Annotated in this window: 20 protein-coding genes; 15 read left to right on the top strand and 5 right to left on the bottom strand. The window is 72.4% G+C overall.

The genetic code is table 11. From position 1 onward, the window contains the following. Positions 1-65 precede the first annotated feature (65 nt). Both ACGFH8_RS00535 and ACGFH8_RS00530 read right to left on the bottom strand, forming a co-directional pair. Positions 66-914, bottom strand: coding sequence for a hypothetical protein (locus ACGFH8_RS00535; protein ID WP_393361183.1), 849 nt, complete (start codon positions 912-914; stop codon positions 66-68). Beyond that, positions 911-1,426 carry an RNA polymerase sigma factor gene (locus tag ACGFH8_RS00530; protein ID WP_393361181.1) on the bottom strand — a complete coding sequence of 172 codons (516 nt, stop codon included), beginning with the start codon at positions 1,424-1,426 and terminating at the stop codon, positions 911-913. Before ACGFH8_RS00530 ends, ACGFH8_RS00535 begins: the two co-directional genes overlap by 4 nt. A 141-nt stretch (positions 1,427-1,567) precedes the next feature. Between ACGFH8_RS00530 and ACGFH8_RS00525 the strand changes: the two genes are divergently transcribed. Further along, a complete protein-coding gene (locus tag ACGFH8_RS00525; protein ID WP_393361178.1) occupies positions 1,568-1,690 on the top strand; it encodes a hypothetical protein in 123 nt (40 codons plus the stop codon). A 33-nt stretch (positions 1,691-1,723) separates the two neighbouring features. On the opposite strand, the gene ACGFH8_RS00520 is transcribed toward ACGFH8_RS00525, so the two are convergent. Further along, positions 1,724-7,186 (bottom strand): carboxyl transferase domain-containing protein, encoded by a 5,463-nt coding sequence (locus ACGFH8_RS00520; protein WP_393361175.1) that lies wholly within the window; start codon positions 7,184-7,186, stop codon positions 1,724-1,726. A 328-nt stretch (positions 7,187-7,514) separates the two neighbouring features. On the opposite strand from ACGFH8_RS00520, the gene ACGFH8_RS00515 reads away from it, so the two are divergent. Together ACGFH8_RS00515 and ACGFH8_RS00510 are read left to right on the top strand one after the other, a co-directional pair. Beyond that, complete coding sequence (locus ACGFH8_RS00515) at positions 7,515-8,765, top strand: phosphodiester glycosidase family protein (protein WP_393361172.1); 1,251 nt, start codon at positions 7,515-7,517, stop codon at positions 8,763-8,765. A gap of 94 nt (positions 8,766-8,859) precedes the next feature. Continuing rightward, the gene (locus ACGFH8_RS00510) at positions 8,860-9,129 is read left to right on the top strand and encodes a hypothetical protein (RefSeq protein WP_393361168.1); all 270 of its coding nucleotides are present in this window, start codon (positions 8,860-8,862) and stop codon (positions 9,127-9,129) included. Here ACGFH8_RS00510 and ACGFH8_RS00505 read toward each other — a convergent pair. Continuing rightward, positions 9,057-10,130, bottom strand: coding sequence for a hypothetical protein (locus tag ACGFH8_RS00505; RefSeq protein ID WP_393361165.1), 1,074 nt, complete (start codon positions 10,128-10,130; stop codon positions 9,057-9,059). The genes ACGFH8_RS00510 and ACGFH8_RS00505 overlap by 73 nt on opposite strands. A 317-nt stretch (positions 10,131-10,447) precedes the next feature. Between ACGFH8_RS00505 and ACGFH8_RS00500 the strand changes: the two genes are divergently transcribed. After that, a complete protein-coding gene (locus ACGFH8_RS00500; protein ID WP_393361162.1) occupies positions 10,448-11,269 on the top strand; it encodes a cellulose binding domain-containing protein in 822 nt (273 codons plus the stop codon). Positions 11,270-11,324: 55 nt separating this feature from the next. On the opposite strand, the gene ACGFH8_RS00495 is transcribed toward ACGFH8_RS00500, so the two are convergent. After that, the gene (locus ACGFH8_RS00495) at positions 11,325-12,122 is read right to left on the bottom strand and encodes an SAM-dependent methyltransferase (RefSeq protein WP_393361159.1); all 798 of its coding nucleotides are present in this window, start codon (positions 12,120-12,122) and stop codon (positions 11,325-11,327) included. A gap of 371 nt (positions 12,123-12,493) precedes the next feature. Between ACGFH8_RS00495 and ACGFH8_RS00490 the strand changes: the two genes are divergently transcribed. The 11 genes from ACGFH8_RS00490 (at position 12,494) to ACGFH8_RS00440 (ending at position 24,516) form a co-directional block, all read left to right on the top strand. Further along, a complete protein-coding gene (locus tag ACGFH8_RS00490; RefSeq protein WP_393361156.1) occupies positions 12,494-13,348 on the top strand; it encodes a DUF1684 domain-containing protein in 855 nt (284 codons plus the stop codon). 34 nt (positions 13,349-13,382) lie between these two features. After that, complete coding sequence (locus ACGFH8_RS00485; protein WP_393361153.1) at positions 13,383-13,916, top strand: flavin reductase family protein; 534 nt, start codon at positions 13,383-13,385, stop codon at positions 13,914-13,916. A gap of 35 nt (positions 13,917-13,951) precedes the next feature. After that, positions 13,952-14,860: a zinc-binding dehydrogenase gene (locus tag ACGFH8_RS00480; protein WP_393361150.1), complete on the top strand. Its 909-nt coding sequence runs from the start codon at positions 13,952-13,954 to the stop codon at positions 14,858-14,860. 395 nt (positions 14,861-15,255) lie between these two features. Further along, on the top strand, positions 15,256-16,899 hold the full coding sequence (locus ACGFH8_RS00475) for an ABC transporter substrate-binding protein (RefSeq protein WP_393361147.1): 1,644 nt from the start codon (positions 15,256-15,258) through the stop codon (positions 16,897-16,899). A 1-nt stretch (position 16,900) separates the two neighbouring features. Continuing rightward, positions 16,901-17,836 carry an ABC transporter permease gene (locus ACGFH8_RS00470; RefSeq protein WP_393361144.1) on the top strand — a complete coding sequence of 312 codons (936 nt, stop codon included), beginning with the start codon at positions 16,901-16,903 and terminating at the stop codon, positions 17,834-17,836. Positions 17,837-17,841: 5 nt separating this feature from the next. Continuing rightward, the gene (locus ACGFH8_RS00465) at positions 17,842-18,732 is read left to right on the top strand and encodes an ABC transporter permease (RefSeq protein ID WP_393361141.1); all 891 of its coding nucleotides are present in this window, start codon (positions 17,842-17,844) and stop codon (positions 18,730-18,732) included. Further along, positions 18,732-20,357 (top strand): dipeptide ABC transporter ATP-binding protein, encoded by a 1,626-nt coding sequence (locus ACGFH8_RS00460; protein ID WP_393361138.1) that lies wholly within the window; start codon positions 18,732-18,734, stop codon positions 20,355-20,357. Before ACGFH8_RS00465 ends, ACGFH8_RS00460 begins: the two co-directional genes overlap by 1 nt. A gap of 11 nt (positions 20,358-20,368) precedes the next feature. Continuing rightward, positions 20,369-21,577, top strand: a complete 1,209-nt coding sequence (locus ACGFH8_RS00455) for an LLM class flavin-dependent oxidoreductase (protein WP_393361135.1) — start codon at positions 20,369-20,371, stop codon at positions 21,575-21,577. 16 nt (positions 21,578-21,593) lie between these two features. Then, positions 21,594-22,940, top strand: a complete 1,347-nt coding sequence (locus ACGFH8_RS00450) for an NtaA/DmoA family FMN-dependent monooxygenase (RefSeq protein ID WP_393361132.1) — start codon at positions 21,594-21,596, stop codon at positions 22,938-22,940. Next, complete coding sequence (locus ACGFH8_RS00445; protein WP_393361129.1) at positions 22,937-23,452, top strand: GNAT family N-acetyltransferase; 516 nt, start codon at positions 22,937-22,939, stop codon at positions 23,450-23,452. The genes ACGFH8_RS00450 and ACGFH8_RS00445 overlap by 4 nt, the downstream gene beginning before the upstream one ends. Further along, positions 23,449-24,516, top strand: a complete 1,068-nt coding sequence (locus ACGFH8_RS00440) for an LLM class flavin-dependent oxidoreductase (protein ID WP_393361126.1) — start codon at positions 23,449-23,451, stop codon at positions 24,514-24,516. The genes ACGFH8_RS00445 and ACGFH8_RS00440 overlap by 4 nt, the downstream gene beginning before the upstream one ends. Positions 24,517-24,525 lie beyond the last annotated feature (9 nt).

Genomic DNA, 24,525 nt, shown 5'->3' with positions numbered 1-24,525 from the left:
CCATTGTGGCCGGTACGACCCCGAACCGTCGCCCCGGTTTCGGCCCGCCGCCCTGACCCGAGGGCTCAACTCTGGACGTAGCGGGTCCCGTTCCAGCGATAGGTGTGATCCACCGGCACCTCGGGCTCGGCGTACTTCTTGAACGAGGAGATGACCAGTCGCCCGCCGGTGATCCGCACGTCGTTGCCCGCCTCGGCCACCGGCCCGACCCAGCTGCCGACCAGTTGACCGGTGCGCCCGGTGACGACCAGCACCTGACCGGAGGCGTCCTCGTCGCCGGCACCGGTTAGACAGGACCCGTACACGACCGCCTCGTCGCGGCCGTCGCCGTTCAGGTCGCCGAACGTCGCGGGGCCCTCGTCGTACGCGGAGGAGATCGAGATGTGCGCGGCGTCGCCCGACGGGCCGCCCCTGCCGTCGACGAATCGGATCCTGCCGGTCAGGCACTCGTCGCCCGTCGACGCCGTCATGGTGATCGTGGCGTTCGCCAGGTCGACACCGCGCACGCTCACCGGCGTCGGAGCGCTACCGGTCGCGCTCGGTGTGGCCGACGGTGACGTCGACCGCGACGGGGTCCGCCGGTCGGGTGGTGCGGAGGGGGACGTCGTCGCCGGTGTGGGCGGCGGCGCGGGCGTGGGGGAGACGCTCACCGACGGCGTCGGGGTGGGCCCGATGATCGGCGGGTCCCGGTCCGGATCGGGCCCGAGCCGGGTGATGGTCGCGATGCTTCCGGCGGCGACCACCACCACCGCGGCGAGGGAGAGCGCGACAGTCGTCCTGGTACGACGCCGGGCCCGGCGCACGATCACGTCGGCCGAGGGCGCGGCGAACGACAGGTGGCCGCTGTCGGCGTACGACCGCAGCAGGGAACCGGTGACGTCGTCTCGACCGGGATCCGGCTCCGGGGCTGTCACGACGTCACCGCCTCTCCGCTCGACGTTTCGCTCAGATGCTCCGCCAGCTTCGCCCGGCCGCGGTGCAACCACGACACCACTGTGCCCTGGGGCACGCCGAGACTGGCGGCTATCTCGGCGGTCGGCAGGTCGGCGATGTAGTGCAGCACGATCACCCGGCGCTGCCGCTCCGGCAGCGTACGCAGGGCGGCGACGAGCGCCACATGGTCCGGCTGGACCGCCGGCACGGGCGCCACGAGGGGTTGGCGGCGTAACGCGCGGGCCGCGACGGTGAGCCGGCGCAGCCGGTTGGTGGCGAGGTTCCAGGCCACCCGGCGTACCCACGCCACCGGATCGTCGTACGAGGAGATGACGCGCCACCTCTGCCAGGCCCGCAGGAACGCCTCCTGGCTGATGTCCTCGGCCTCGGCCCGGTCGCCGAGATAGGCGTGGACCTGGGCGCTGATCCGGCCGTAACAGGTCTGAAAGAACCGTTCGAAGGCGGCACGGTCATCCGGCTGGTCGCCTCGCACGGCACCTCCTGCGGTCGCGGATCTCCCACCACAGACACACCCGGGGCCGCCCGCAGATTGCATCTGACCGGGGTGCAATCGCCGGCAGCGCCACGGCGTGTCCTGGGTGGAGCATTCCCACTCGCCACCCTGGAGGAACCCGTGTCGCGTACCGGCCTCGTCACGACCGTCACCGCACTCACGCTCGGCGCGTCCCGCGACGCCGGCGGGCCGCCGGCCCTCGTGGTCACCGGCTTCGCGGTGGTCGACCGGGGACCAGCCTGATCAGGCTGGTCCCCGGTCGGCGTCACCTCGGCGTCAGCCCAGACGGGTCTCGATGGCCTCGATGATGCGCGGACGCAGTTCGGCGGCCCGGACGACGGCGTCGACCGACCCGACCTCGACGGCGCGCTGGATGTTGTGCACCCGGTCGAACTCCGTGGCCACCTCGCCGAGCTTCTCCGCGCGCACCGACGAACGCAGCTCGTCCAGCTCGGCGGTCAACGCGGCGCGTTCGGTGCCGGCCGCGGCGGCGGCGCGCGCCTCCAGGTCCCGCACCCGCGGGTCGGCCGCCGTGCGGGCATTGACGTCGGCGGAGAACACCACCGCGGCGGCGGGCGCGCCACCGAGCACCGACGCGAACGAACCCTCCAGGGCGAGCACTGTCATGTTCGGGTTCAGCGCCTTCGAGAACACCACGAAGGCACCGCCGTGGTAGCGCGAGATCACACAGAAGACGATCGGCCCCCGGAAGTTGACGATCGCCCGGCCGATCTCGGCGCCGTACTCCAGTTGCAGCTTGCGCATCGACTCCGGTGAGCCGTCGAAGCCGGACAGGTTGGCCAGCACCACGAGGGGCCGGTTGCCGCTGGCCGCGTTGATCGCCCGCGCCGCCTTCTTCGACGAACGGGGGAACAGCGTGCCCGCCGTGTAGGTGTCCGGACCGTCGGTGGGCGGGAAGCCGTGCCGAGGCACCGACCGGGACTCGATGCCGAGCAGGCACACCGGGATGCCACCGAGGTGGATGTCCTGCACGACAGCGGTGTCCGCGTCCGCCATGCCCGCCCAACGCTCCAGCACCGGGTGGTCCTGGTCGGAGAGGGCCCGCATCACCGTACGGATGTCGAACGGCTTCTTACGGTCCGGGTTGTGCGCGACGGAGAAGATCTCCCCGACCGTGGCGAAGGCACTACCCGCCACGTCGTGCGGGAAGTCGGAGATGTCGCGGTCGGTCGGGTCGACGGTGACCGCCCGTCGGGGCGCGTCCTCACCGGGCGCGACGTACGTGTGGTCGTAGTGCGACATCACCACGTCCCGCGCGGCCGTCAGGTTCGGCGCCCAGTACTGCGCCTGCCCGTTCGGCCCCATCACCCGGTCGTAGCCGCCGATGCCGAAGTTGTCCTCGGCGGACACGCCACCGGAGAAGTCGAGCGACTGCTTGCCGGTGAGCACCATCGCCGATTCGGGCGTCATCACCAGGATGCCCTTGGTGTGCATGAGCATCGTCGCCTCGGCGTTCCAGTACGGCTGCGCGCCGACGTTGATGCCCGCGACCACGATGTTGATCTCACCACCGGCCTGGGTGAACTCGACGATCCGCTTCAGCGCCGCGGCCACCCAGTCCATGTTCTCCGTACCGGTGGTCATCGAGATGCGCGCCCCGGCGGACAGCGCCCACCACTCCAGGGGCACGTTCATCCGCTCCGCGAGGTCCAGTGCGGCGATCACGCGCCGGCACTCCGGCTCCGACAGGGCGCCCAACGCCTTTGTCGGGTCGCCGAGCAGCACCACCCGGGTCACGCCCTGCGGGTGCCGCTCGGTGGGCGTGGTGACCACCCCGGCCACGATGGCAGCGCTGTTGCGCCCCTTCGGCCGCCGCACCGGCACCAACACGTGCTGGTCGTCGAGGTCGTGCTCGACGAAGTCACCGAGCCGGCCGGTCAGCTCGTACGGGTACACGGTGTTGCGGCTGCTCGCTCGCAGCACCTTGAGCCGGTACTCGTCGAGCGGCTCGATCGGCTCGACCGGCGGCTCACCGACGGCCAGCTCCGCGCCACCCGCGGCGTCGAACGAGATCCGTACGGCGATCTTGGTCAGCTCGCCGGTCCGACGGTCGCGCTGCCGCGCGATGAACAGGATCTCCTCCAGCCCGGCGCCCACTGTCGTCGGGCGGACGCGCCCGGCGATCATCTCCATCTCCTCGCGGGTCAGCTCGCTCGGCGGCCAGACGTAGACCACGATCCGGTTGGTGTTGAACCGGGTCTTCGACGGTCGCCGTGACTGGGCGCGGCGGATCGAGTCGAGGCAGGCGGCGATGGCGTCCTCGGCCGTCGGCAGCGCCACCAGGCGGCCGTCCTGCTCGCGAAGCTCGGTCAGGTCACGCACCTGCGCGAACGCGACGAGGCGTTCGTCCGCCCGGTTGTCCCGTGCCACGCACTGGAAGAGGTAGACCTCCTCGTCCGACGACGGCAGGCGGGTCAGGTCGAACTTGTGCAGCCGCTCCAGCTGCATCCGCTGCGCGATGTAGGGGTGCAGGCCCCGGATCAACCGGTCCTCGGTCAGCGCGTCGTTCGACGGGCGGAAGGTGAAGTGGTGGTGCATGACCGCCCCGCCGCGACCCGCGACGGTGGTGGTCACCCGCCGGACCTGCGGTGGCAGCGGGTGCGCGGCGATGACCTCCGCCAGTGCCGCCGCCATCGCGTCGAAGTCCTCCGGCTGGTTCTCCCACCCGAGGTAGATGTCGGCGTCGACGGAGTCCTCGTCGGTGGCCAGCTCGGCCAGGCCGCGCAGCGCGCCGCCCAGCGCGTCGAAGCGCACCGCGGCGGAGACCACACTCGAATCGGCGCGCTCGGCCACCACGAACGTGCAGCCCGCGACCTCCTGGGTCCGCACGCCGGTGAGCGCTCGGTTGCCGTAGTAGCGCCGGGTCAGCACCTCCAGCACGACCGCGTTGTCGAGGTGGTCGCGGACGAGCCGCTGGCCGAGCAGCCGGACCAGTGGTTCGGTGCTGCGTACCATCTCGGCGACGCGTTCGGCGCGGTCGGCCGCGTCCGGGTGGGCGTCCAGGTGCCGCAGGTGCCCACGGACCTGGGCGTAGACGCGGGCGCGGTTGCGGCGCAGCAGCGGCTGGGCGAACCAGGCGAACACCACGCCGCGGGCGAGGTCGGCGATCGCGGGGAAACGGACCTGTGTGGCGGCGATCAGCCGTTCCAGCGCGAGACCGGCGGGCTCGCGCAGCGCCTCGTCCGGCGGGGTTTCCCCCAGCCAGGCGCGCAGCAGCGTCGCGACGACGGTGGCGTCGGCGGACGCCCGTTGCTGGGCGAGGAAGATCCGGAAGACGGCGGCTTCGAGCGCGGGGGAGCGCTCCAGGTCGGTGACACCGTAGTGGCCGAGCGCCTTGGCGAGCTTGGTCTGGAAGGCGTCCGGCAGCCCGGCCCGCTCGACGTCGAGGCTCTGCAGGTAGGTGTGGAAGTACTCACGGGCGCTGTGTACGTGCGCGGCGCCGCCGTCCTCGCCCGTCGGCCGGTTGCGGCTCAACTCGGCGAGGTCGGCGAACACCTCGATGAGGTCGAGTTCCGCGGCCAGCTGCCGCGGACCGGCCTCGCTGGCGGCCCGGCGGGCCGTGAGGTAGCCGTCGAGCACCCGACTGTCGTCGTGCGGGTCGACGTCGAAGCCGAGCAGCAGGCCCCGCAGGTCCTCCTGGCCGCGCCTGCTGCGCGCGGACGCCGGAACCTCCCCGGCGGCGGCGGGCAGGTCCAGCTCGACGGCCTCGCTCGTCGGGTCGGCCGCGGTGTCGTCGGCCTCGTCCGCGAGCGGCTCCAGGCGCAGCAGCGGCGCACCCGCCTCGACCTGGCTGCCCACCGAGACGGCGCACTCCTTGAGCCGCGCCTTGAACGGCGCCCGCAGCACCGTCTCCATCTTCATCGCTTCCAGCACCAGCACCGGCGCGCCGGCCTCGACCTCGGCACCGATCTCCAGTGGCGTGGCGACGACGAGCGCCGGCATCGGGGAGCGCAGGACGCCGCCCTCGTCGCGGCTGATCCGGTGGGTCACGCCGTCCACCTCGACCAGGTGGGTCGGCCCGTGGGTGCCGGTGAGCAGGCGGTACCGGATGCCGTTGACGACGATCTGACCGGTGTGCCGGTCGAAGCGGTCCAGCTCGACGTCGGCGGTGCGCACGGCGGCACCCGCCTCGATGCCGACGCGGAACCGGTGCGCGCCGACCCGCGCCACGCGCGTGCGGTAGCCGACACCGCGCAACTTGAGGTCCAACGGTCGACCGCTGGCGTGCTGCACCTGCGGGCGGCCACCGGACGCCGTCGACAGCAGTCGCTGCCGCTCGATGCGCTCGTCCTCCTCGTACGCCTCGATGGCGGCGGCGGCCAACGCGACCGCGGAGTGCCGGTGCGTGACCAGCCGGCCCTCACCGCGGACGCGGTCGATCCAGCCGGTGTCCGCGCTGGCGTCGATCACCTCGGGCTGGTCGAGCAGGTCGAGCACGAAGCTCTTGTTCGTCGCGCCGCCCTCGATGATCACCGTGGTGTTCGCCATCGCCCGACGGAGCTTGCCGAGCGCCTCGTCGCGATCGCGGCCGTACGCGATGATCTTGGCAATCATCGAGTCGAAGTCGGCCGGGATGGTGTCGCCCTCGCTGACGCCGGTGTCCACCCGGATGCCGGGGCCGCTGGGCAGGTCCAGCCGTGCGATCCGGCCCGGCGACGGCGCGAAGTCGCGGTCGGGGTCCTCGGCGTTCAGCCGGGCCTCGATGGCGTGCCCGCGCTCGGCGGGCGGCGCGCCCTCGAGGCGCCCGCCGAAGGCGACGTGCAGTTGCGCCTTGACCAAGTCGAACCCGGTGGTCAACTCGGTGATCGGGTGCTCCACCTGGAGGCGGGTGTTGACCTCGAGGAACGCGAATAGTCGATCGCCGGGGTGGTACAGGAACTCGACTGTCGCCGCGCCCCGGTAACCGACAGCGATGGCCAGTCGCTCGGCCGACGTCTTCAGCTCGGCGGCCTGTGCCGGGTCGAGCACCGGCGACGCCGACTCCTCGATGACCTTCTGGTTGCGCCGCTGCACCGAGCAGTCCCGGACGCCGAGCGCCCAGGCCGTGCCCTGCCCGTCGGCGATCACCTGGACCTCGACGTGCCGAGCGCCGGTGACCAGGCGCTCCAGGAACACGATGCCGCTGCCGAACGCGCGCGCGGCCTCCTGGCTGGTGCGCTCGTACGCGTCGTCGAGTTCGGCCTCGTTGCGGATCACGCGGATGCCGCGCCCGCCGCCGCCCGCGGTCGCCTTCAGCATCAGCGGGTAGCCGACCTCGGCCGCCGAGGCACGTGCGGCGTCCAGGGTCTCGACGGCGCCACGGCTCCACGGCGCGACCGGCACGCCGACCTTCTCCGCGATCAGCTTCGAGCCGATCTTGTCGCCGAGTTGGCGCATGGCGTCCGCGCTCGGCCCGACGAATGTGACGCCGATCTTCTCGCACAGCTCGGCGAACGCCGGATCCTCGGCGACGAAGCCCCAGCCGACCCACGCGGCGTCGGCCCCGGTCTCGGTCAGCGCGCGCTCCAGCAGCGCCAGATTGAGGTACGGGCGGGTGGCTGCCGGACCGAGATCGTAGGCGACGTCCGCTTCGCGGACGAATGTGGCGGTGCGGTCGACGTCGGTGTAGAGAGCAACGGTTTCGATCCGTCTGCCGGTTTCCGCAGCCAGCTCGCGGACCGCGTGGATGAGCCGCATGGCGGCTTCACCTCGGTTGACGATGGCGACACGGTTGAACACCCGACTGACCCCTTAGCTAGACCTCGGACTGCGTGCCGCGAGACGACGGCTCCCAGCAGTGATCACCCTTCCGGCTGGCGGCGGCCAGCGCTATGGCGCAACCACCGAACCCACCGTCCCCCAGTTGTAGGAAGTGCACAAAAGTTTTTGGCGCCCCGGGCCGCCTCCCGCAGTTGATCAAGGCGGTGTGCTGGGTTCACGTCTCCCGCCTCCGCTGTTCACCCTCGCCTGATCGGCTGGTCGAGACGATCATCGCCGGTCCGGTCAAGCGCCGGTCCGGCTCGACCTCCCGGCGTAGGCCAGGAAGACGCACCAAGAAAGGAGCGCAGTGCGGCCCTTCAACCTCGCGCGCCCGAGTCTGGCCCTGCTGCTCGCCGCAGGGCTGAGCGCGCTCGTGACGCCCGCCGGCGCAGCCCCCGCCTCGGCGGCAACCGTATCCGGCACGCCGATCACCGTCACCTCGACCGAGCAACTCGCCCCGGGCGTCACGTACGGCTCGTTCCAGGTCACCACGCCCCGGGGCGTCACCGTCGGCTACCTGCTCACGGCCGACCTGAAGAAGAACAAGGTCTCCCTGGACCTGCTGCACCCCGACGCGGTCGCGCAACGCAAGGTCATCTCATCGATGACCAACGACCAGGGCGCGATCGCCGGCGTGAACGGCGACTTCTTCAACAACAGCGAGACCCACGCCGGCGTCACGCCGACCTACTCGTCGTCCGGTCCGGAGATCGCCGACGGCGAGGGGTTGAAGTTTGCGGTCCCGACCGCGCAGCGCTTCGGCCCCGGTCTCGCCCCCGGCACCTCGACCCGGGACGTGTTCGGCGTGGGCGTCAACGGCAAGGCGCGCGTCGACACCCTGAGCCTGAACGGCGAGGTACGCAGCAGCAAGGGCACGGTCGTCCTCAGCGGGCTCAACCAGTACGCGCTGCCGGTCGGCGGCGTCGGCCTGTTCACCTCCGAGTGGGGTGCCGCCTCCCGAATCCGGTCGACCTGTGGCACCGACACCAGCCGCAGCGACCCGTGCAGCGCCCACACCTACGAGGTGACCGTCCGTGGTGGCGTGGTGACCGCCGTGGGCTCGACTCCCGGCGCGGGCGCGATCCCGGCCGACACCCAGGTGCTGGTCGGCCGCGAGGGTGGCGCGGACACGCTCGACGACCTCGCCGTCGGCGACCGCGTGCAGGTGCGGGAGAAGCTCGACTCCGCCGGCGAGCCGAAGCTGATGTTCGCGGTCGGCGGCGCGCCGATCCTGCGCGACGGTGCGCCGCTGGCCGGCCTGGACGCAAAGACCGCCGCGGTCCGCAGCTCGGCCGGTGTCAGCCCGGACGGCCGGACGGTCTACCTCGTCGTCCTGGCCGGGCGTGCCCCGGCCAGCGCCGGCCTCACGATCGCCGAGCTCGCCGACCTGATGCGCTCGCTCGGCGCCCACGACGCGGTGAACCTGGACGGCGGCGGTTCGAGCACGGTCGCCGTCCGCGAGCCGGGCCAGGCCGCAGCCACCGCCCGCAACAGCCCATCCGACGGTACGGAGCGTCTGGTCGCCAACGGCATCGGGATCTTCGTGGGCAAGCACTGAGCAAAACCCGCACTCGAATGCGCCTCGCCCGGTACCGCCGGACGGGGCGCATTCGCGTCCTGCCCGGAGCAGGTGATCCGCCCTCGCCCGAGACGTGCTCGGGGTCTACCGCGGCGAGCTCGACGGGGTGGACCTCGACGATCTCGCCGCTGCCGCGCGGGCGGTGGTGGCCGACGGTGAGCCGCGCTCGATGCCCGAGATCGGGCGGGCGCTCGGCGAGCGACCGGGTACGGGTCGGCTCGTCTCCCCGGTGACGGGCCAGGACGGTCTGACCCCGGGGAGACGGGAAGATCAGTCGACGATCGGTGGCGCCGTCCTCGCCGCCTCGGCGAGCGCCGCCGCCGCGCCGGCGTACGGGTTGTAGCTGTAGGTGCGCGCCTGGCCAGCCGGCACCGTGAAGTACGCGGCCGACAGTTTCGCCGGGTCGCTGGCGATCTCGCCACGCGCGGGGGCGTCGTTGCCGTCGTCCCAGCCCCAGGGCGCGTTTGCCGAGTTTGTCGAACAGCTCCAGGTGCCGACGCCGCAGTCGCCGGACGTGTCACCGGCGAACGTGCCCAGGCTGGCGAACAGGCTCGCGTTGGACCGCTGCGCCCACAGGCCGCCGGCGGCGAAGATGTCGATCAGCTGATAGCGCACGTCCCGGTCGTTGCTGCTGCTCGGCGTCTCGGCGACGGTCGACGGGTAGTAGACCAGGCCGTCGCCGTTGATGTCGTACTGCGGGTGCGCCTTGAGTCCGTGGCCCTGCGCCTCCTGCGCCGTCACCGGGTGCTGGAACGTGTCGTGCGGCGACGCCTGGAACCGCAGGGTGCCGTCGATGCTCTCCCCGCCGTTGGTCCAGGTGCTGCCGGTCGGCGTGTAGGAGAAGAAGTCACTATGCGCGACCGTGACGGCCGAGCGGAGAATGCCGTACGTGGAGCCGTCGCGCTCGATCGCGAACAGCGCGCCCTCACCGTCGTTCTCGTGCTCGGTCTCGAAGAACGGGTGGTCGGTCCAGTCGCGGGGGTGGAAGAAGAAGTACGTGATGTACCAGTGGGTGCTCGTCTCCACAACGGAGTAGTAGACGTGCGCGGCGAGTGCGGTGCCGGCCTGGCCAGCCCGGTCCCAGTTGTTGCGTCCGTCCAGGTCGCCGTCGAAGTCGACCCGGGCGAGGTAGTCCGACCGACCGCTCAGGGCGTGGCTGCCGGTGGCATCGACGTCCTGGTAGTGGATGGGCGCCCAGCGGAGGGCCAACTCGGCTCGGCTGACGGCGGCGACGGCGGGGGTCGGTGCGGCCAGCGCGGCGGCGGCCAGCGCTGCCGCAGCGCCTGCCGCGATCAGTGCCCGCACCACCCGGGGTCGCCGGGTTGTGCTGCTTGCGTCGAGCATGGTGTGCTCCCGTGCCCGAAGGAATAGACCGTAATGGATCATTCGGGGTTCGGGCACCCGGCGGGTGTCCCTACGGCGACGAGAAAGCGGACGATGCTCGACGAGATCGGGATCGGGTTGTATCGATGCTCGTCGGCTGCCATGCTGGGGGTCGGTCGTGCTCGGGAGCCAGCGCGCACCACACCTTCTCCGGTCCACGGGGCGCACGCGGTGGTCACGTCACCCGTGCCGGGCAGTCCTCGTCGGTGACCGGACACCCGAGCGCGGCACCGGCCACCACCTCGGTCCTCGGTGCCTGCCAAACCACGGAGGCACCGATGCTTCGCACGTTCCTCGCCGTCACGACCATGGCGCTGGCCGCCTGGGCCGGGACCGCCGTCGCCGAGGCGACGCCAGCACCGACACCGTCGGCCACGGCGCTACCCACCGCGGTACCCACGCCCACTCCGATACGCACGCCCACGCCCACCGCGGCACCCACACCCACTGCCGCACCCACGCCCACTCCGATAGCCACGCCCACGCTCGCCTGCCCGCCGGCCCTGCCGATCGGCGCCAGCGTCACCGCCGTCACCACCACGAGCGTGACCATCTCGTACTCGATATTCTTCCGGCCGCCCTGCGGCTACGACCCGCCGCTGACCGTCAGCCTCTTCGCCAGTCGCGAGGACGCCCAGCAGTGGCGGGCGCCGGTGGCGACGGCCGTGTCCGGGCCGGAGCGCTTCGGCGCGGTGACGATCGACGGGCTGACGCCCAACACCGAGTACTGGTACCGGTTCACCGCTCCCGACGGCAAGCGGGATCCGTTCATTCTCTGGTCGGCCCGGACCGCCCCGCTGACGTCGTGCCGTGCGACGGCCTCGATCGACGCCAAATGGGGCAGCGGTTTCCTCGTCACGGCCACCGTGGAGAACACCGGCAGCCAGCCGCTGGACCGGTGGCGTGTCTCCTGGCGGTGGTCCGGCGACGAGCGGGCCGAGCACGTCTGGGGTGGGGTGCTGGAGACGGTCGGCGCCGACATCACGGTCCGCAACGCCACGTTCAACGGGACGCTGGCGCCGGGTGGTGTGGCGAGGTTCGGCCTGCTCGTGTCGACGAGCGTGGTGCCCGACGGGTTGACGCCGACGTGTGACGGGTGAGTGACGTCCGCCCCGCTGCCGCGCCCACGGCGGCGGCGGGGCGGCGTCAGGCCGGTCAGGGCTTGCGGGCCACCGCGCCGTAGGCGTCGATCCCGACCGCGTCGGGATCTTCCGGTCGCCACAGGGGGATCGGCACCAGGCCCGGCTCCACGATCGTCAGCCCGTCGAAGCAACTCGCGAGTTCCTCCGGGCTGCGCAGGATGTACGGGACCCCGCCGCTCTGCGCCAGCCGTTCCGCGCCGGAGACCACCGCCGGGCTGGTGTTGGTGCCGTCCCACAGCACCAGGTGCGAGCCGGAGGGCACCGCGTCCATCGTCCGCCCGACGATGGAACGCACCACGTCCAGGTCCGGCTCGTAGCCGAGCACACCCATGTACATGACGGCGATCGGCTTGTCGAAGTCGAGCGTCTGCGCCGCCTCGGCGAGGATCTTCTCCGGGTCGTGGTAGTCGGCCGGGACGTAGGTGGTGACACCCTCCGAGGTCGTGCTGGCCAGCAGTGCCCGCGCGTGCACCAGCACCATCGGGTCGTTGTCCACGTAGACGATCCGCGACTCGGGCGCGACGCCCTGCGCGACCGCGTGCGTGTTCTGCATGGTGGGCAGGCCGGTGCCGATGTCCAGGAACTGCCGGATGCCCGCCTCGGCCGCGAGGTGACGCACCGCCCGCACCAGGAACACGCGCGACTGCTGCGCCATGAGGACGATCTCCGGGTAGACCTCGGCGACGGCGTCGCCGGCCGCCCGGTCGGACTGGAAGTTGTCCTTGCCGCCCATCCAGTAGTTCCAGATCCGCGCCGCGTGCGGCACGTCGGGCTCGAGTTTCGCGGCGAGTTCGGCGTCCGGACCGGCCATGCCAGCCTCCTATCGAGGGGTCGTCGGCGGAAGATCACCACCGCGGTGCGCAGCGGGATCGTACTCCGCCGACGTCCACAGTCGACGTCGGACCGGATGGACCAACGGTGTCTCGTTCGACCCGGGGACTTGAATTCCTACTGCATTGGTAGGAAACTCGATGGCATGCCGCTGGTTCGGTTGTTCACCTCCCGCCGGGTCGTCGACCTGATGCGGGTCGCCGCACAGCTCTGTCCCGGCGCGCCCATCCCGGCCTGAACGGGCTGCCCAGCCCTCGCCGGCCCCCTCTTGTCGTCGCCGGCGCAGGGTCGCGCCCGGCATCCCCGCATCCCGCACGTGTGGCGGTGCATCTCGTCGAGGAGGACCCTGTCATGACCAACGAGGCTGTCCTGCCGCCCGTCGTGGACCCCCGGCTCGACTTCGAGGCGGCCTGGCGGGAGTGGCACCGACGCCACGAGGAGGTCCGGGCCGACCCGCACGGCTTCCTCGCCGTCACCGGTCTGCACTGGCTGACCTCGGTGCCGCAGCGGTTCCCCGACGTGCCGGGGGAGTGGCACACCGGCGACAACGGCCCGGTGGTGGCTATCGGCGAGGGCGAGTTGCTCGTCGTCGACGGCCGGCAGGGTCGGGGCCGGCATGAGTTCGGGCCGATCGCCGAGCGTGCCGGCGTCACCGTCGGTCTCGACGCCGGGGTGCTGGAGGTGGCCCGCCGAGGTGGGCACGACATTCTCCGTCCCCGTCGGCCGGACCATCCGCTGCGCGTCGGCTACCGGGGCACCTCCAGCTATCCGCCCGATCACCGGTGGGTCGTCAGCGGGCGCTTCGTACCCTTCGACAGCCCGCGCCCCACCACCGTCGGCGCGGCCGTGGAGGGGCTCACGCACGTCTACGACGCACCCGGTCAGATCGAGTTCGCCGTCGACGGCGTGCCGCTGCGCCTGACCGCGTTCAACGGCGTCGCCCCCGGGAGCCTGTCGGTGCTGTTCACCGACGCCACCTCCGGCGTCACGACCTATCCGGCCAACCGGTCCCTGGCCGTCGCCGCTCCGGACGAGCGGGGTCGGGTGACGCTCGACTTCAACCGGGCCACCAATCTGCCGTGCGCGTACACCGACTTCGCGACCTGCCCGCTGCCCCCGGCGGAGAACCGGCTGCCGATCGCCGTCGAGGCCGGCGAGAAGACCCCGTACGAGCGGCTGTCGGCCGATTCCGCCGCCCGCTCGTAGCCCTCTGCGCACCCCACCCCTCGGGAGGATCGTCATGACCCAGTCCACGGACACCCCGATCGACGCCGACAGCGACGCGCTGCGGACGTTGCTGCGCCACCAGGCCAGCACCGTCACGGTGGTCACCGCTCCCGGCTCGCCCGCGGTCGGCTTCACCGCCACCTCGTTCACCTCGGTGTCGCTGGCGCCACCGATCGTCTCCTTCTGCCTGAACCTCGGGTCGTCGAGCTGGCCCGCGGTGGCCCGTGCCCGGCACGTGGCCGTTCATCTGCTCGCCCACCACCAGCAGGAGCTGGCCCGGACCTTCGCGACGAGCGGCATCGACAGGTTCGCCGCTCCCACCCGCTGGCGGAGCGGCCCGGAGGAGGTGCCGATCCTGGACGACACCCTGGCCTGGCTGCTCTGCCGGGTCGTCGAGCGGGTGACCGTCGGCGATCACGCCGTCGTGCTGGCCGAGCCGGAGGTGCTCCGGCACGCCGACGTCGGCTCGCCGCTGCTGTACCACCGGGGGCGCTACGCCGGACTGGCCGGCGACCAGCCCGGGCTGTCCCGCCGTCCCGCCGCCTGAGTGGGCGTACGCCAATCCACACGAAGGAGGATGCCGTGCGCGCGATCGTCGCCGCTCCGGACACCCGCGCGGGGTTCCGGGTGACGGACCTGCCCGATCCCACTCCTGGGCCGGGGCAGGTGCTCGTCGAGGTGCGTCACGTCGGCGTCAACGCCGGCGAGATCCGTCACCTCGACGTCTGGCCGGCCGGGGCCGTGCTCGGGCACGACGCCGCGGGTCACGTGGTGCGGGGCGGCATCGACGGTTCCGGGCCCCGCGAGGGGGACCGGGTGGTCGCCTTCGGGCCGGGGGCCTGGGCCCGCCTAGCGGTGTTCGACGTGGACAGTGTGGCGGTGGTGCCCGCCGCGGCCGACCTGGCGGAGTTGGCCGTGCTGCCCACCGTCGGCCTCACCGCCCTGCGCACACTGCGGACGTCGGGGCCGCTGCTCGGCCGCAAGGTGCTCATCACCGGTGCGTCCGGGGGAGTGGGTCGGGTCGCCGTCCAACTCGCCAGGCACGGCGGCGCGTACGTGGTCGCGGTGGTCGGCTCGCCGGCTCGTGGCGCGGGGCTGGCAGACCTCGGGGCCGACGAGGTCGTGGTTGGCCTCGACGCGGTCACCGACCCGGTCGACGTGGTGCTGGAGACCGTCGGTGGCGCCCACCTGGTGGCCGCCTGGGGCCTGCTGGCCCCGGGTGGGGTGCTGCACAGCATCGGCTGGGCCTCCGGCGAGCCGGCCGTCCTTCCGGTGAACTCCACATTCACGCCGGGCGCGGCACGGACACTGCGGTCCTTCGGCGACGCCAGCGCCCCGGGGTCGGATCTCGGTCTGCTCGCGGACCTGGTGGCGCGGGGAGCCCTGCGCGCGCCGATCGGGTGGCGCGGCTCGTGGCAGCGCCTCGGGGAGGCGGCCGACGCGCTGCGGGAGCGTCGGGTGGCCGGGAAGATCCTGCTCGACCTGGACTGAGCCGGAGTGGCCGGCTGACTCCTCGGTCAGGCAAAATCCCTGCAAACCCTATAGCCTTAGTAGGGTATGCGTCAACGGATCGACGTCCACACGTGCGATAGCCGACATCCGGCGACGGATTCGTTGACACCACCACCGCCCTGAAGGTGGACTCGGCTCATGTCCAGCGAGCTGCGGCTGACGATCCGCGGCCACATCGACTTCGGTCGGGTGTGGTCGAGTTCCTGTCTGGCCTGACCCGGCACCTCGTCCGTGACCCGGCCCGCCACACCGGCCCGCCGGGGTGGGGCGCACCGCCGCGCCACCACCGCACCGACACCGCCACCGGCCCACGCCCACGCGTCGGGCCCGTTGTCGGCACCCCGCTTCCGCCTGCCTGGACAGGAGATCTCCGCATGCCCGCGTACCGTCTGCGTACCCTGGCCGCCGCCTCGCTCGCCGCACTGCTCGCCGTCGTCGCCGGCTGCTCCACCGGCTCCACCCCGGCCGCCGAGGCGGCCGGCCAGCCCCGCTCCGGCGGCACCCTCACCTGGGCCGTGGAGACCGAGCCGGTCACCCTCAACCCGCACCAGTACGCCCAGGCCAAGGCCCGCCTGCTGGTCTGGAACACCTTCGAGTCCCTGCTCACCTACGACCAGCAGGGCAAGCTCGTGCCCTGGCTGGCGACCGGCTGGACTGTCGCACCGGACGGGCTGTCCTACACCCTGACGCTGCGCGACCGGGTCACCTTCACCGACGGCACCCCCTTCGACTCGGCGGCCGTCAAGGCCAACATCGACAAACTCCGGGAACCCGGGTACGCCCCGGGCGTCGCCGCCGTCCAACTGCGCAACCTCAGGGCCGTCGAGACCGTCGACCCACGCACCGTACGACTCGTCCTCAGCGCGCCGGACGTGCTGATCCTCGACTTCCTGGCCTCCCCGCAGGGCGCGCAGGTCTCCCCGACGTCGCTGCGGCAGGCGAAGAACCTCAAGGCCGGTGGCACCGATGTGGTCGGCACCGGGCCGTTCGTACTGGACCGCTACGTCCCCGGTCAGGAGCTGCGCTACCGGCGCAACCCCGGCTACGACTGGGCGCCGCCCACCGCCACACACACCGGTCCGGCCCACCTCGACGGGATCACCTACCGGTTCCTCAAGGAGTCGGCGGTGCGCGTCGGGGCCCTCACGTCCAACCAGGTGCAGCTCATCGAGGGGGTACCGGCCACCGACCAGCCGCTGGTCACCGGCAACCGGGCGCTGCGCCTGACCCGCGAGCTGAACTCCGGTTCCGCGTACTCCTACTACTTCAACACCTCGCACGCGCCCTTCGACGACCTGCGGGTCAGGCAGGCGTTCCGGGAGGCCGTCGACGTCGACACCGTGTTGAGGTCGGTCTACCGCGACACCGCCACCCGGGCCTGGAGCGTGATCAGCCCGTCCAGCCCGCTCTACGACAAGCGGCTCGAAGGCGGCTACGGCGGCGACAGCGCCAAGGCCAACACCCTGCTCGACCAGGCCGGCTGGGCGGCCCGGGACGCCGACGGCTACCGGGTGAAGGCCGGCAAGCGGCTCACCGTACGCCTCGTGCAGTCCGCACCCTTCGTCCGGGACCGCCGCGACGTCCTCGCCCAGGCCGTGCAGGCCGCGGTGAAGCAGAGCGCCGGCATCGACCTGAAGGTCTCACTCGTCGACCAGGGCACCGCCACCGACGCGTTACAGCGCAACGAGTACGAGGTCTTCGACAACTCACGCGCCGACACCGACGCCGGCGCGGCACTCAACCTGCTGCTGCACTCGAAGGGCGGCATCAACCGCACGCAGGTCAACGACCCGCGCATCGACAAGCTCCTGGAGGCCGGTCAGGCCACCGCCGACCCGACCAAGCGTGCCGGCATCTACGCCGACCTGCAGCAGCAGGTCGTCGCCGAGCAGGCCCTCCTGCTGCCGCTGTACGCCCCGGCCGACCAGATAGCCGCCAGCACCGGAGTCGGCGGGGTGCGCTTCGAGCCCACCGCCGGGGTTCCCGCCAGCGCCTACGACCTGTGGATCGGCAAGTGACATGAGCCGCCCTCCCGTACGTGCCGTGGCCCGCCGACTCGGTGCCGGCCTGATCGTGCTCTGGGTCGCGGCCACCGCCGCCTACCTGGCGCTGCTGGCCGCGCCCGGTGACACAGTGGACAACATCGTCGGCGACGGTGCGGACACCCCGCAGATCCGTGCCGAGATCATCGCCGAGTGGGGCCTGGACCGGCCGGCCATCGTCCAGTACGTCGACTATCTCCGGCGCGTCGCCGACGGCGATCTGGGTCGCTCCTACCTGCTGCAACGTCCGGTCGCCGACGTGATCGGCGAACAACTCGCCCCCACCCTCGCCCTCGCGGTCGCCGCCGCCGGGCTCGGGGTGCTCCTCGCCCTGCTCATCGCGGTGGCCACCGCCGGGGACCGGCGCCCGTGGCTGCGCCGGGCCAGCTCCGGCACCGAACTGCTGCTGGTGTCCACCCCGTCGTTCCTGATCGGGCTCGTGTTGCTCAGTGTGCTGTCGTTCCGGTTCGGGCTCTTCCCGGTCTCCGGTGATCGGGGGGTCGCCGCGTTGGTGCTGCCCGCCGTCACCCTCGCGCTGCCCATCGCCGGGCTGCTCGCTCAGGTGCTTCGCGACGGGCTCGACCGTGCCCTGGACCAGCCGTTCGTGCTCACCGCCCGATCCCGGGGCGTCCGGGAACGAACGGTGCTGGTCCGCCACGCCCTACGCCACGCCCTGCTGGCGGCCGTCAGCCTGGCCGGCTGGATCTTCGGCATTGTGATCGGCGGCACCGTCATCGTCGAACAGGTCTTCGGTCGGCCCGGCCTCGGCCAGGTCATCCTCACGGCGGTCTCGAACCGGGACATGCCGATGGTGCTGGCCGTGGTCACCCTCTCCGCAGCCGGCTACGTCGTAGTCAACACCACTGCCGACCTGGCGTACCTACTGGTCGACCCGCGTCTGCGAAGGAGCTGACCCCGATGACCGTCACCCTGGGCCCCCCGCTCACCGACGCCCCCGCGCTGCCCCTCGCCGACCCCGCCCGTCCGGCCGTACGCCGACGGCCCCGGCCGCGACCCGGCCCGCTCGTCGCCGGGGCGTACCTGCTGCTGCTTGTCGTCGCCGCGGCCTGGCCGGCGGTGCTCGCCCCCGGCGACCCTCTCGCGGCCGACCCGTTGGCCGTGCTCTCCCCGCCGAACGCGGCGCACTGGCTCGGCACCGACCACCTCGGCCGCGACGTCTGGACCCGGGTGGTGCACGGCGCCGGCCACTCGCTCACCATCGGGGTAGCCGCCACCGCGATCGCGGTGAGCGGCGGCGTGCTGCTCGGCCTGCTCGCCGGCCTCGCGCACCGGTTCGCCGACGAGGCGCTCAGCCGCACGCTCGACGCGCTGTCGGCGTTCCCGATGCTGCTGCTGGCGCTGCTGTTCATCGCCATCGCCGGTCCCGGCACCGTCAGCCTGATCGTGGCGATCGGCATCGCCACCCTGCCGCACCACGCCCGGGTGGTGCGCGGTCAGACACTCGTGGTCCGCCGTTCCGGCTACGTCGAGCAGGCCGTCACCTTCGGCCAGTCCCGGCCTCGACTCGTGGTGCGGCACGTGCTGCCAAACGTGGTCGGTCCGGTGCCGGTGCTCGCCGTGATCGGGCTCGGCGAGGCCATCCTGGCCGCCGCCGGGCTCAGCTTCCTCGGCATGGGCCCGCAGCCACCGTCACCGGAGTGGGGGGCGATGCTCTCCGAGGGCCGCAACTACCTCCAGGTGGCCTGGTGGATCAGCATCCTGCCCGGCCTGGCGGTCACCGCAACCGTGGTGTCGCTGACCGTCGTCGGCCGGCACTGGCAGGCCCGCTTCGACGGGCGGCGGCACTGATGGCCCCCCTGGTCACGGTCGAGGACCTGCACGTCGACTTCGACACCCCGACCGGCCCGGTGGCCGCGGTGCGGGGGATCAGCTTCACCGTGGAGCGCGGCGAGTGCGTGGCGGTCGTCGGCGAGTCCGGCTCCGGCAAGAGCGTCACCGCTCGTACCCTTGTCGGTCTCGCCGGGCCGGGCGCGCGCGTCCGCGCCGCTCGGCTCGAACTGGCCGACCAGGACGTGCGGGGCCATCGACCGCGGGACTGGCGGCGGGTCCGTGGCCGGCTTGCCGGGCTGGTCCTGCAGGACGCGCTGGTCTCCCTCGACCCGCTGCGAACGGTGGGCGCCGAGATCGGCGAGGTGCTCACCACCCACGGCATCGTCGGCCGCCGGGAACGAGCCGGCCGGGTCGGCCACCTGCTCGACCAGGTCCACCTCCCGGAGCCGGAGCGCCGCGCCCGGCAGTACCCGCACCAGCTCTCCGGAGGGCTGCGGCAGCGGGCGCTCATCGCCTCGGCGATCGCCGGGGAACCGGCCCTGCTCATCGCCGACGAGCCCACCACCGCGCTGGACGTCACCGTGCAGGCGCAGATCCTGCGGCTGCTCGCCGAGCGGCGGGCCACCGGGGTGAGTCTCCTGCTGATCAGTCATGACCTGGCGGTGGTCGCCCAGATCGCCGACCGGGTCCTGGTGCTGCGCGACGGTCGGATCGTCGAGCAGGGTCCCACCGCCACGCTGCTGCGGGCCCCCACGCATCCGTACACCCGGCAGTTGCTGGACGCGGTGCCCTCGGCGACGTCGCGGGGACGCCGGCTCGGGGTGTCCCGGTCCGGAGGCGCACGGGCGGCCCTGCCCGCCCGGCCCGAGGTCCGTGCCGACGACACCGTGCTCGACGCGACCGGGCTGACCAAGACCTACGGCGAGCAGACCGTCGTGCGGGACGTCTCCTTCACCATCGCCCGGGGCGAGACGCTCGGCCTGGTCGGGGAATCCGGCTCCGGCAAGAGCACCGTCGCCCGGATCGTCGCCGGTCTGCTCGACGCCGACGCGGGCGCCGTCACCTTCGAGGGCGCCGCGTGGGCCGGCGTGCGGGAGCGGAACCGCCGCCCGCTGCGACGCCGGTTGCAGCTGATCTCCCAGGACCCGCTGAGTTCCTTCGACCCCCGCTACACCGTCGGGCGGGTCGTCGCGGAGAACCTCGACGGCGACGTCAGCCGGTCGGACCGGCGCGACCGCGTCGTCGACCTGCTGCGTCGGGTCGGTCTCGGCGCGGACCTGGTCGACAGGCACCCCCGGCACCTCTCCGGCGGCCAACGGCAGCGGGTCGCCATCGCCCGCGCGATCGCTCCCCGACCCAGCGTGATCGTCTGCGACGAGCCCGTCTCCGCCCTCGACGTCTCCGTGCAGGCCCAGGTCCTCGACCTGCTGGCCGACCTACGGGCCACCGACGGCACCGCCCTGCTCTTCATCTCCCACGACCTGGGTGTGGTCCACCACCTCAGCGACCGGGTGCTTGTCATGCACGACGGCGCGGTGGTCGAACAGGGCCCGGTCGGCGACGTCTTCAGCTACCCCCGACACGACTACACCAGGTCCCTGCTGGACGCGCTGCCCACGCTGGTCACCGCCGGCCGACCGTAGGAGGAGACACCATGACCGACAAGAGCCTGCACCTGGCCGTGGCGCTCGACGGTCTCGGCTGGCACCCCGCCGCGTGGCGGCTCTCGCGCGCCGACGCGACCGCCCCACTGACCGCCCGCTACTGGAACGCCCTCGCGGGCGAGGCCGAACACGGCGCACTTGACCTGCTCACCATCGAGGACAGCCTCGACCTCCAGACGTCCCGGCCGGACGGCCCCGACGACCGCACCGACCAGCTCCGGGGACGGCTCGACGCGGTGCAGGTCGCCGCCCGGCTCGCCCCGCTGACCCGGCACATCGGGCTGATCCCGACCACAAGCACCACCCACACCGAGCCGTTCCACGTCTCCACGGCGATCGCCACGCTCGACCACGTCAGCGGCGGGCGGGCCGGTTGGCGGCCCCGCGTCTCCGCCCGCCGGGCCGAGGCCGGGCACTTCGGCCGCCGTGACATCCCACCGCTGGACCCGACCCGGCTCGACGAACCGGAGGTCGTCCGGCTCGTCGGTGACCTCATCGCCGAGGCCGGCGACGCGGTGGAGGTGGTCCGCCGGCTCTGGGACAGCTGGCAGGACGACGCCGTGATCCGAGACGTGCCGACCGGCCGCTTCGTCGACCGGGAGCGGCTGCACTACGTCGACTTCACCGGCCCGTGGTTCTCGGTCCGGGGCCCCTCCATCGTGCCCCGGTCACCGCAGGGACAACCTGTCGTCGCCGCGCTGGCCCACGCGGCGGTGACGTACGCGTTCGCCGCCCGGCACGCCGACGTCGTCTTCGTCACCCCGACCGATGCCGGGCACGCCGCCGCGATCGTGGCCGAAGTGCGGGCGGCCGAGGAGACCGTCGGCCGGAGCGAAGGGCGACTGCGCGTCCTCGCCGACCTGGTCGTGCTGCTCGACGACACGTCGGCGCTGGCCCGACACCGCGGGGCACGCCTGGACGAGCTGCACGGTGCGGAGTTCACGTCCGACGCGGCGGTCTTCGCCGGCACGCCGGGGCAGTTGGCCGAGTTGCTCGCCGAGTGGCACCGGGCCGGAGTGGACGGTTTCCGGCTGCGACCGGCCGTGCTCCCCGACGACCTGACCGCGGTCACCCGGGCGGTGGTGCCCGCGCTGCGGGACCGCGGCCTGTTCCGCGCCGGCTATCCGGCCGGATCGCTGCGTGACCTGCTCGGCCTGCCCCGACCGGCCAGCCGGTACGCCGTCGCGGCGACCGCCTGAGCACTGGAGACCCGTCATGCCCAAGCAGATCATCCTGGCCGCGCACTTTCCCGGCGTGAACAACACCACCGTGTGGCGCGACCCGGCGTCCGGCAGCCAGATCGACTTCGCCTCCTTCGTCCACCTGGCCCGCACCGCGGAACGGGGCAAGTTCGACTTCTTCTTCCTCGCCGAGGGGCTGCGACTACGCGAGCAGCGGGGCCGCATCCACGACCTGGACGTCGTCGGCCGCCCGGACACGTTGACAGTGCTCGCCGCCCTCGCGGCCGTCACCACACACCTGGGTCTCGCCGGCACGCTCAACGCCACGTTCCGCGAGCCGTACGAGTTGGCCCGGCAGTTGGCCAGCCTCGACCACCTCTCCGGCGGGCGGGCGGCCTGGAACGTCGTCACCACCTCCGACGCGTTCACCGGGGAGAACTTCCGCCGGGGCGGCTACCTGGACCGCTCGCTGCGCTACGACCGGGCCGCCGAGTTCGTGCGTACGGCACGGGAGTTGTGGGAGTCGTGGCCGGCGGACGCGATCGTGGGCGACCGGGACGCTGGCCGCTTCGTCACCGAGGCCGCCCCCGGCGGCTTCGCCCACCACGGCGACCAGTTCGACATCGCGGGGCATTTCACGGTGCCCCGCAGTCCGCAGGTGCACCCGGTGATCCTGCAGGCCGGCGACTCGCCGGACGGGCGCGAGTTCGCGGCGTCCAGCGCCGACGCGATTTTCTCCCGGCACGGCACCCTGGAGGACGGCCAGGACTTCTACCGGGACGTGAAGTCCCGGCTGGCCCGCTACGGCCGCCGACCCGAGGACCTGTTGGTCATCCCCGGTGTCACGTTCGTGCTCGGCGACACCGACGCCGAGGCGCAGGAACGCGCGCACCACATCCGCCGCCAGCAGGTCAGCCCGCAGACCGCGATCCTGCTGCTGGAACAACTGTGGAACCGGGACCTGTCCGGGTACGACCCGGAGGGACCACTGCCCGCCGAGGACCCGGACGTCTCCGGCGACGCGATCAGCCGAGGTCGCGCCGGCATGTATCCCGACCCGGTCGATACCGCGCGGCGGTGGCGGGCGCTGGCCGAGGAGAAGGGGCTCGGCATCCGCGATCTGATCATCGAGGTCACCGGCCGGCAGTCCTTCGTCGGCACCGCGCGGCAGGTCGCCGAGCGGATGAACCACTTCGTGCAGTCGGACGCCGCCGACGGGTTCATCCTGGTGCCGCACCTGACCCCCGGCGGGCTCGACGAGTTCGTCGACCAGGTCGTGCCGCTGTTGCAGGAACGCGGTGTCTTCCGCAGCGAGTACACCGGCACCACCCTGCGCGACCACCTCGGTCTCGCCCCCGCCCGTCCGGTCGGTGCGGTGTGACCCCGCCGGCCCTCGTGTGCCAGCGACGCTGGAACGACCCGGACGCCGTCGCGCTGCGCGCGGCCATGACCGGGGAGATGCGCCAGCGGTACGCGGACCGCCTCGCCGACCCGATCCACCTGCCGGACGCGCAGGCGATCGCCTCGACCTCGGTCGCCTGGACCGGTGTGGCCTACACCGCCGACGCCACCCCGGTCGGGCACGCCGCGCTGCGCTGGCGCGGCGCCGACCTGGAGCTCAAACGGATGTACGTGCTGCCCGCTCATCGGGGGCGCGGCGTCGCCCAGGCACTTCTCGACGCGATCCGGGAGACGGCCGATCGGCTCGGCGCGGCGCGGATCGTGCTACAGACCGGTGACCGCCAACCCGACGCGGTCCGCCGCTACGAGGTGGCCGGCTACCGGCCGATCCCGGTGTTCGCCCCGTACGACGTGTTGCCGTACTCCCGCTGCTTCGCCCTGGTGCTGCGTCCGACCCTGACCCTGCCCGCGAAAGTGACGGTCCCGGCGTGAAGTTCCTGCTGATAACGCTCATCACCCACCTGCCCGACCCGGTCACCGGCCAGCGCAGGAGCACCACCGACAGGTTCCGGGACGTGGTCGACACGGCAGTCCTCGCCGAGGAACTCGGGTTCGACGGGTACGGCGTCGGTGAACGGCACGAGCGCCCGTTCATCTCGTCGTCGCCGCCCGTGGTGTTGAGCCACATCGCGGCCCGCACCTCCACCATCCGGCTGTTCACCGCGGTCACCACGCTCAGCCTGCTGGACCCGGTCCGTGCCTACGAGGACTACGCCACCCTGGACCACCTCTCCGACGGCCGACTCGAACTGATCATCGGCAAGGGCAACGGCGCCGCGCAGGCGCACCTGTTCCATGTCACCGCCGAGGACCAGTGGGACCGCAACCGGGAGGGCTACGAGCTGTTCCGCAGGCTCTGGCGGGAGGACACGGTCACCTGGTCCGGGACGTACCGGCCGTCGCTCACCGAGGCCGAGACCTGGCCACGCCCGCTGCAACAGCCCATCCGGGTCTGGCACGGCAGTGCCACCAGCAGGGACTCCGTCGACCTCGCCGCCCGGTACGGCGACCCGATCTTCTCCGCCAACGTCACGAACCCCATCGAGCCGTACGCCGACCTCATCAGTTACTACCGGGAACGGTGGGTCCACTACGGGCACGACCCGGCGGACGCCCTCGTCGGTGCCGGCAGCGCCGGCTTCTACGTGGCCCGCACCTCGCAGGAGGCCATCGAGCGGTACCGGCCGATCTTCGACGCCCGGCTGGTCGCGTTCCGGCGGCTCGGCATCCAGCCGGTCTTCGCGACCCTGGAGGACGCCATCGAGCGCAGCTCGATCCTGGTCGGCAGCCCGCAACAGCTCGTGGACAAGGTGCTGCGCTACCACGAGCGGTTCGGCCACGAGGTCATCCACCTCCAGGCCGACCACGACGGGCTGACCGACAAGCAGCACCGGGAGAGCCTGGAACTCTTCCAGGCCGAGGTGGCCCCGGTGCTGCGCCGGGAGATCCCCAGCCGCCCCTTCGCGCCGCCGGCGACCGCCGCCGCGGCGGCCTGACCAGAAACG

Origin of the sequence: Micromonospora sp. NPDC049175, from assembly GCF_043197345.1 — a bacterium.
Classification (GTDB): Bacteria; Actinomycetota; Actinomycetes; order Mycobacteriales; family Micromonosporaceae; genus Micromonospora.
Note: the sequence above shows the minus strand (reverse complement) of the source record. Positions and strands in the feature narration are given on the sequence as shown.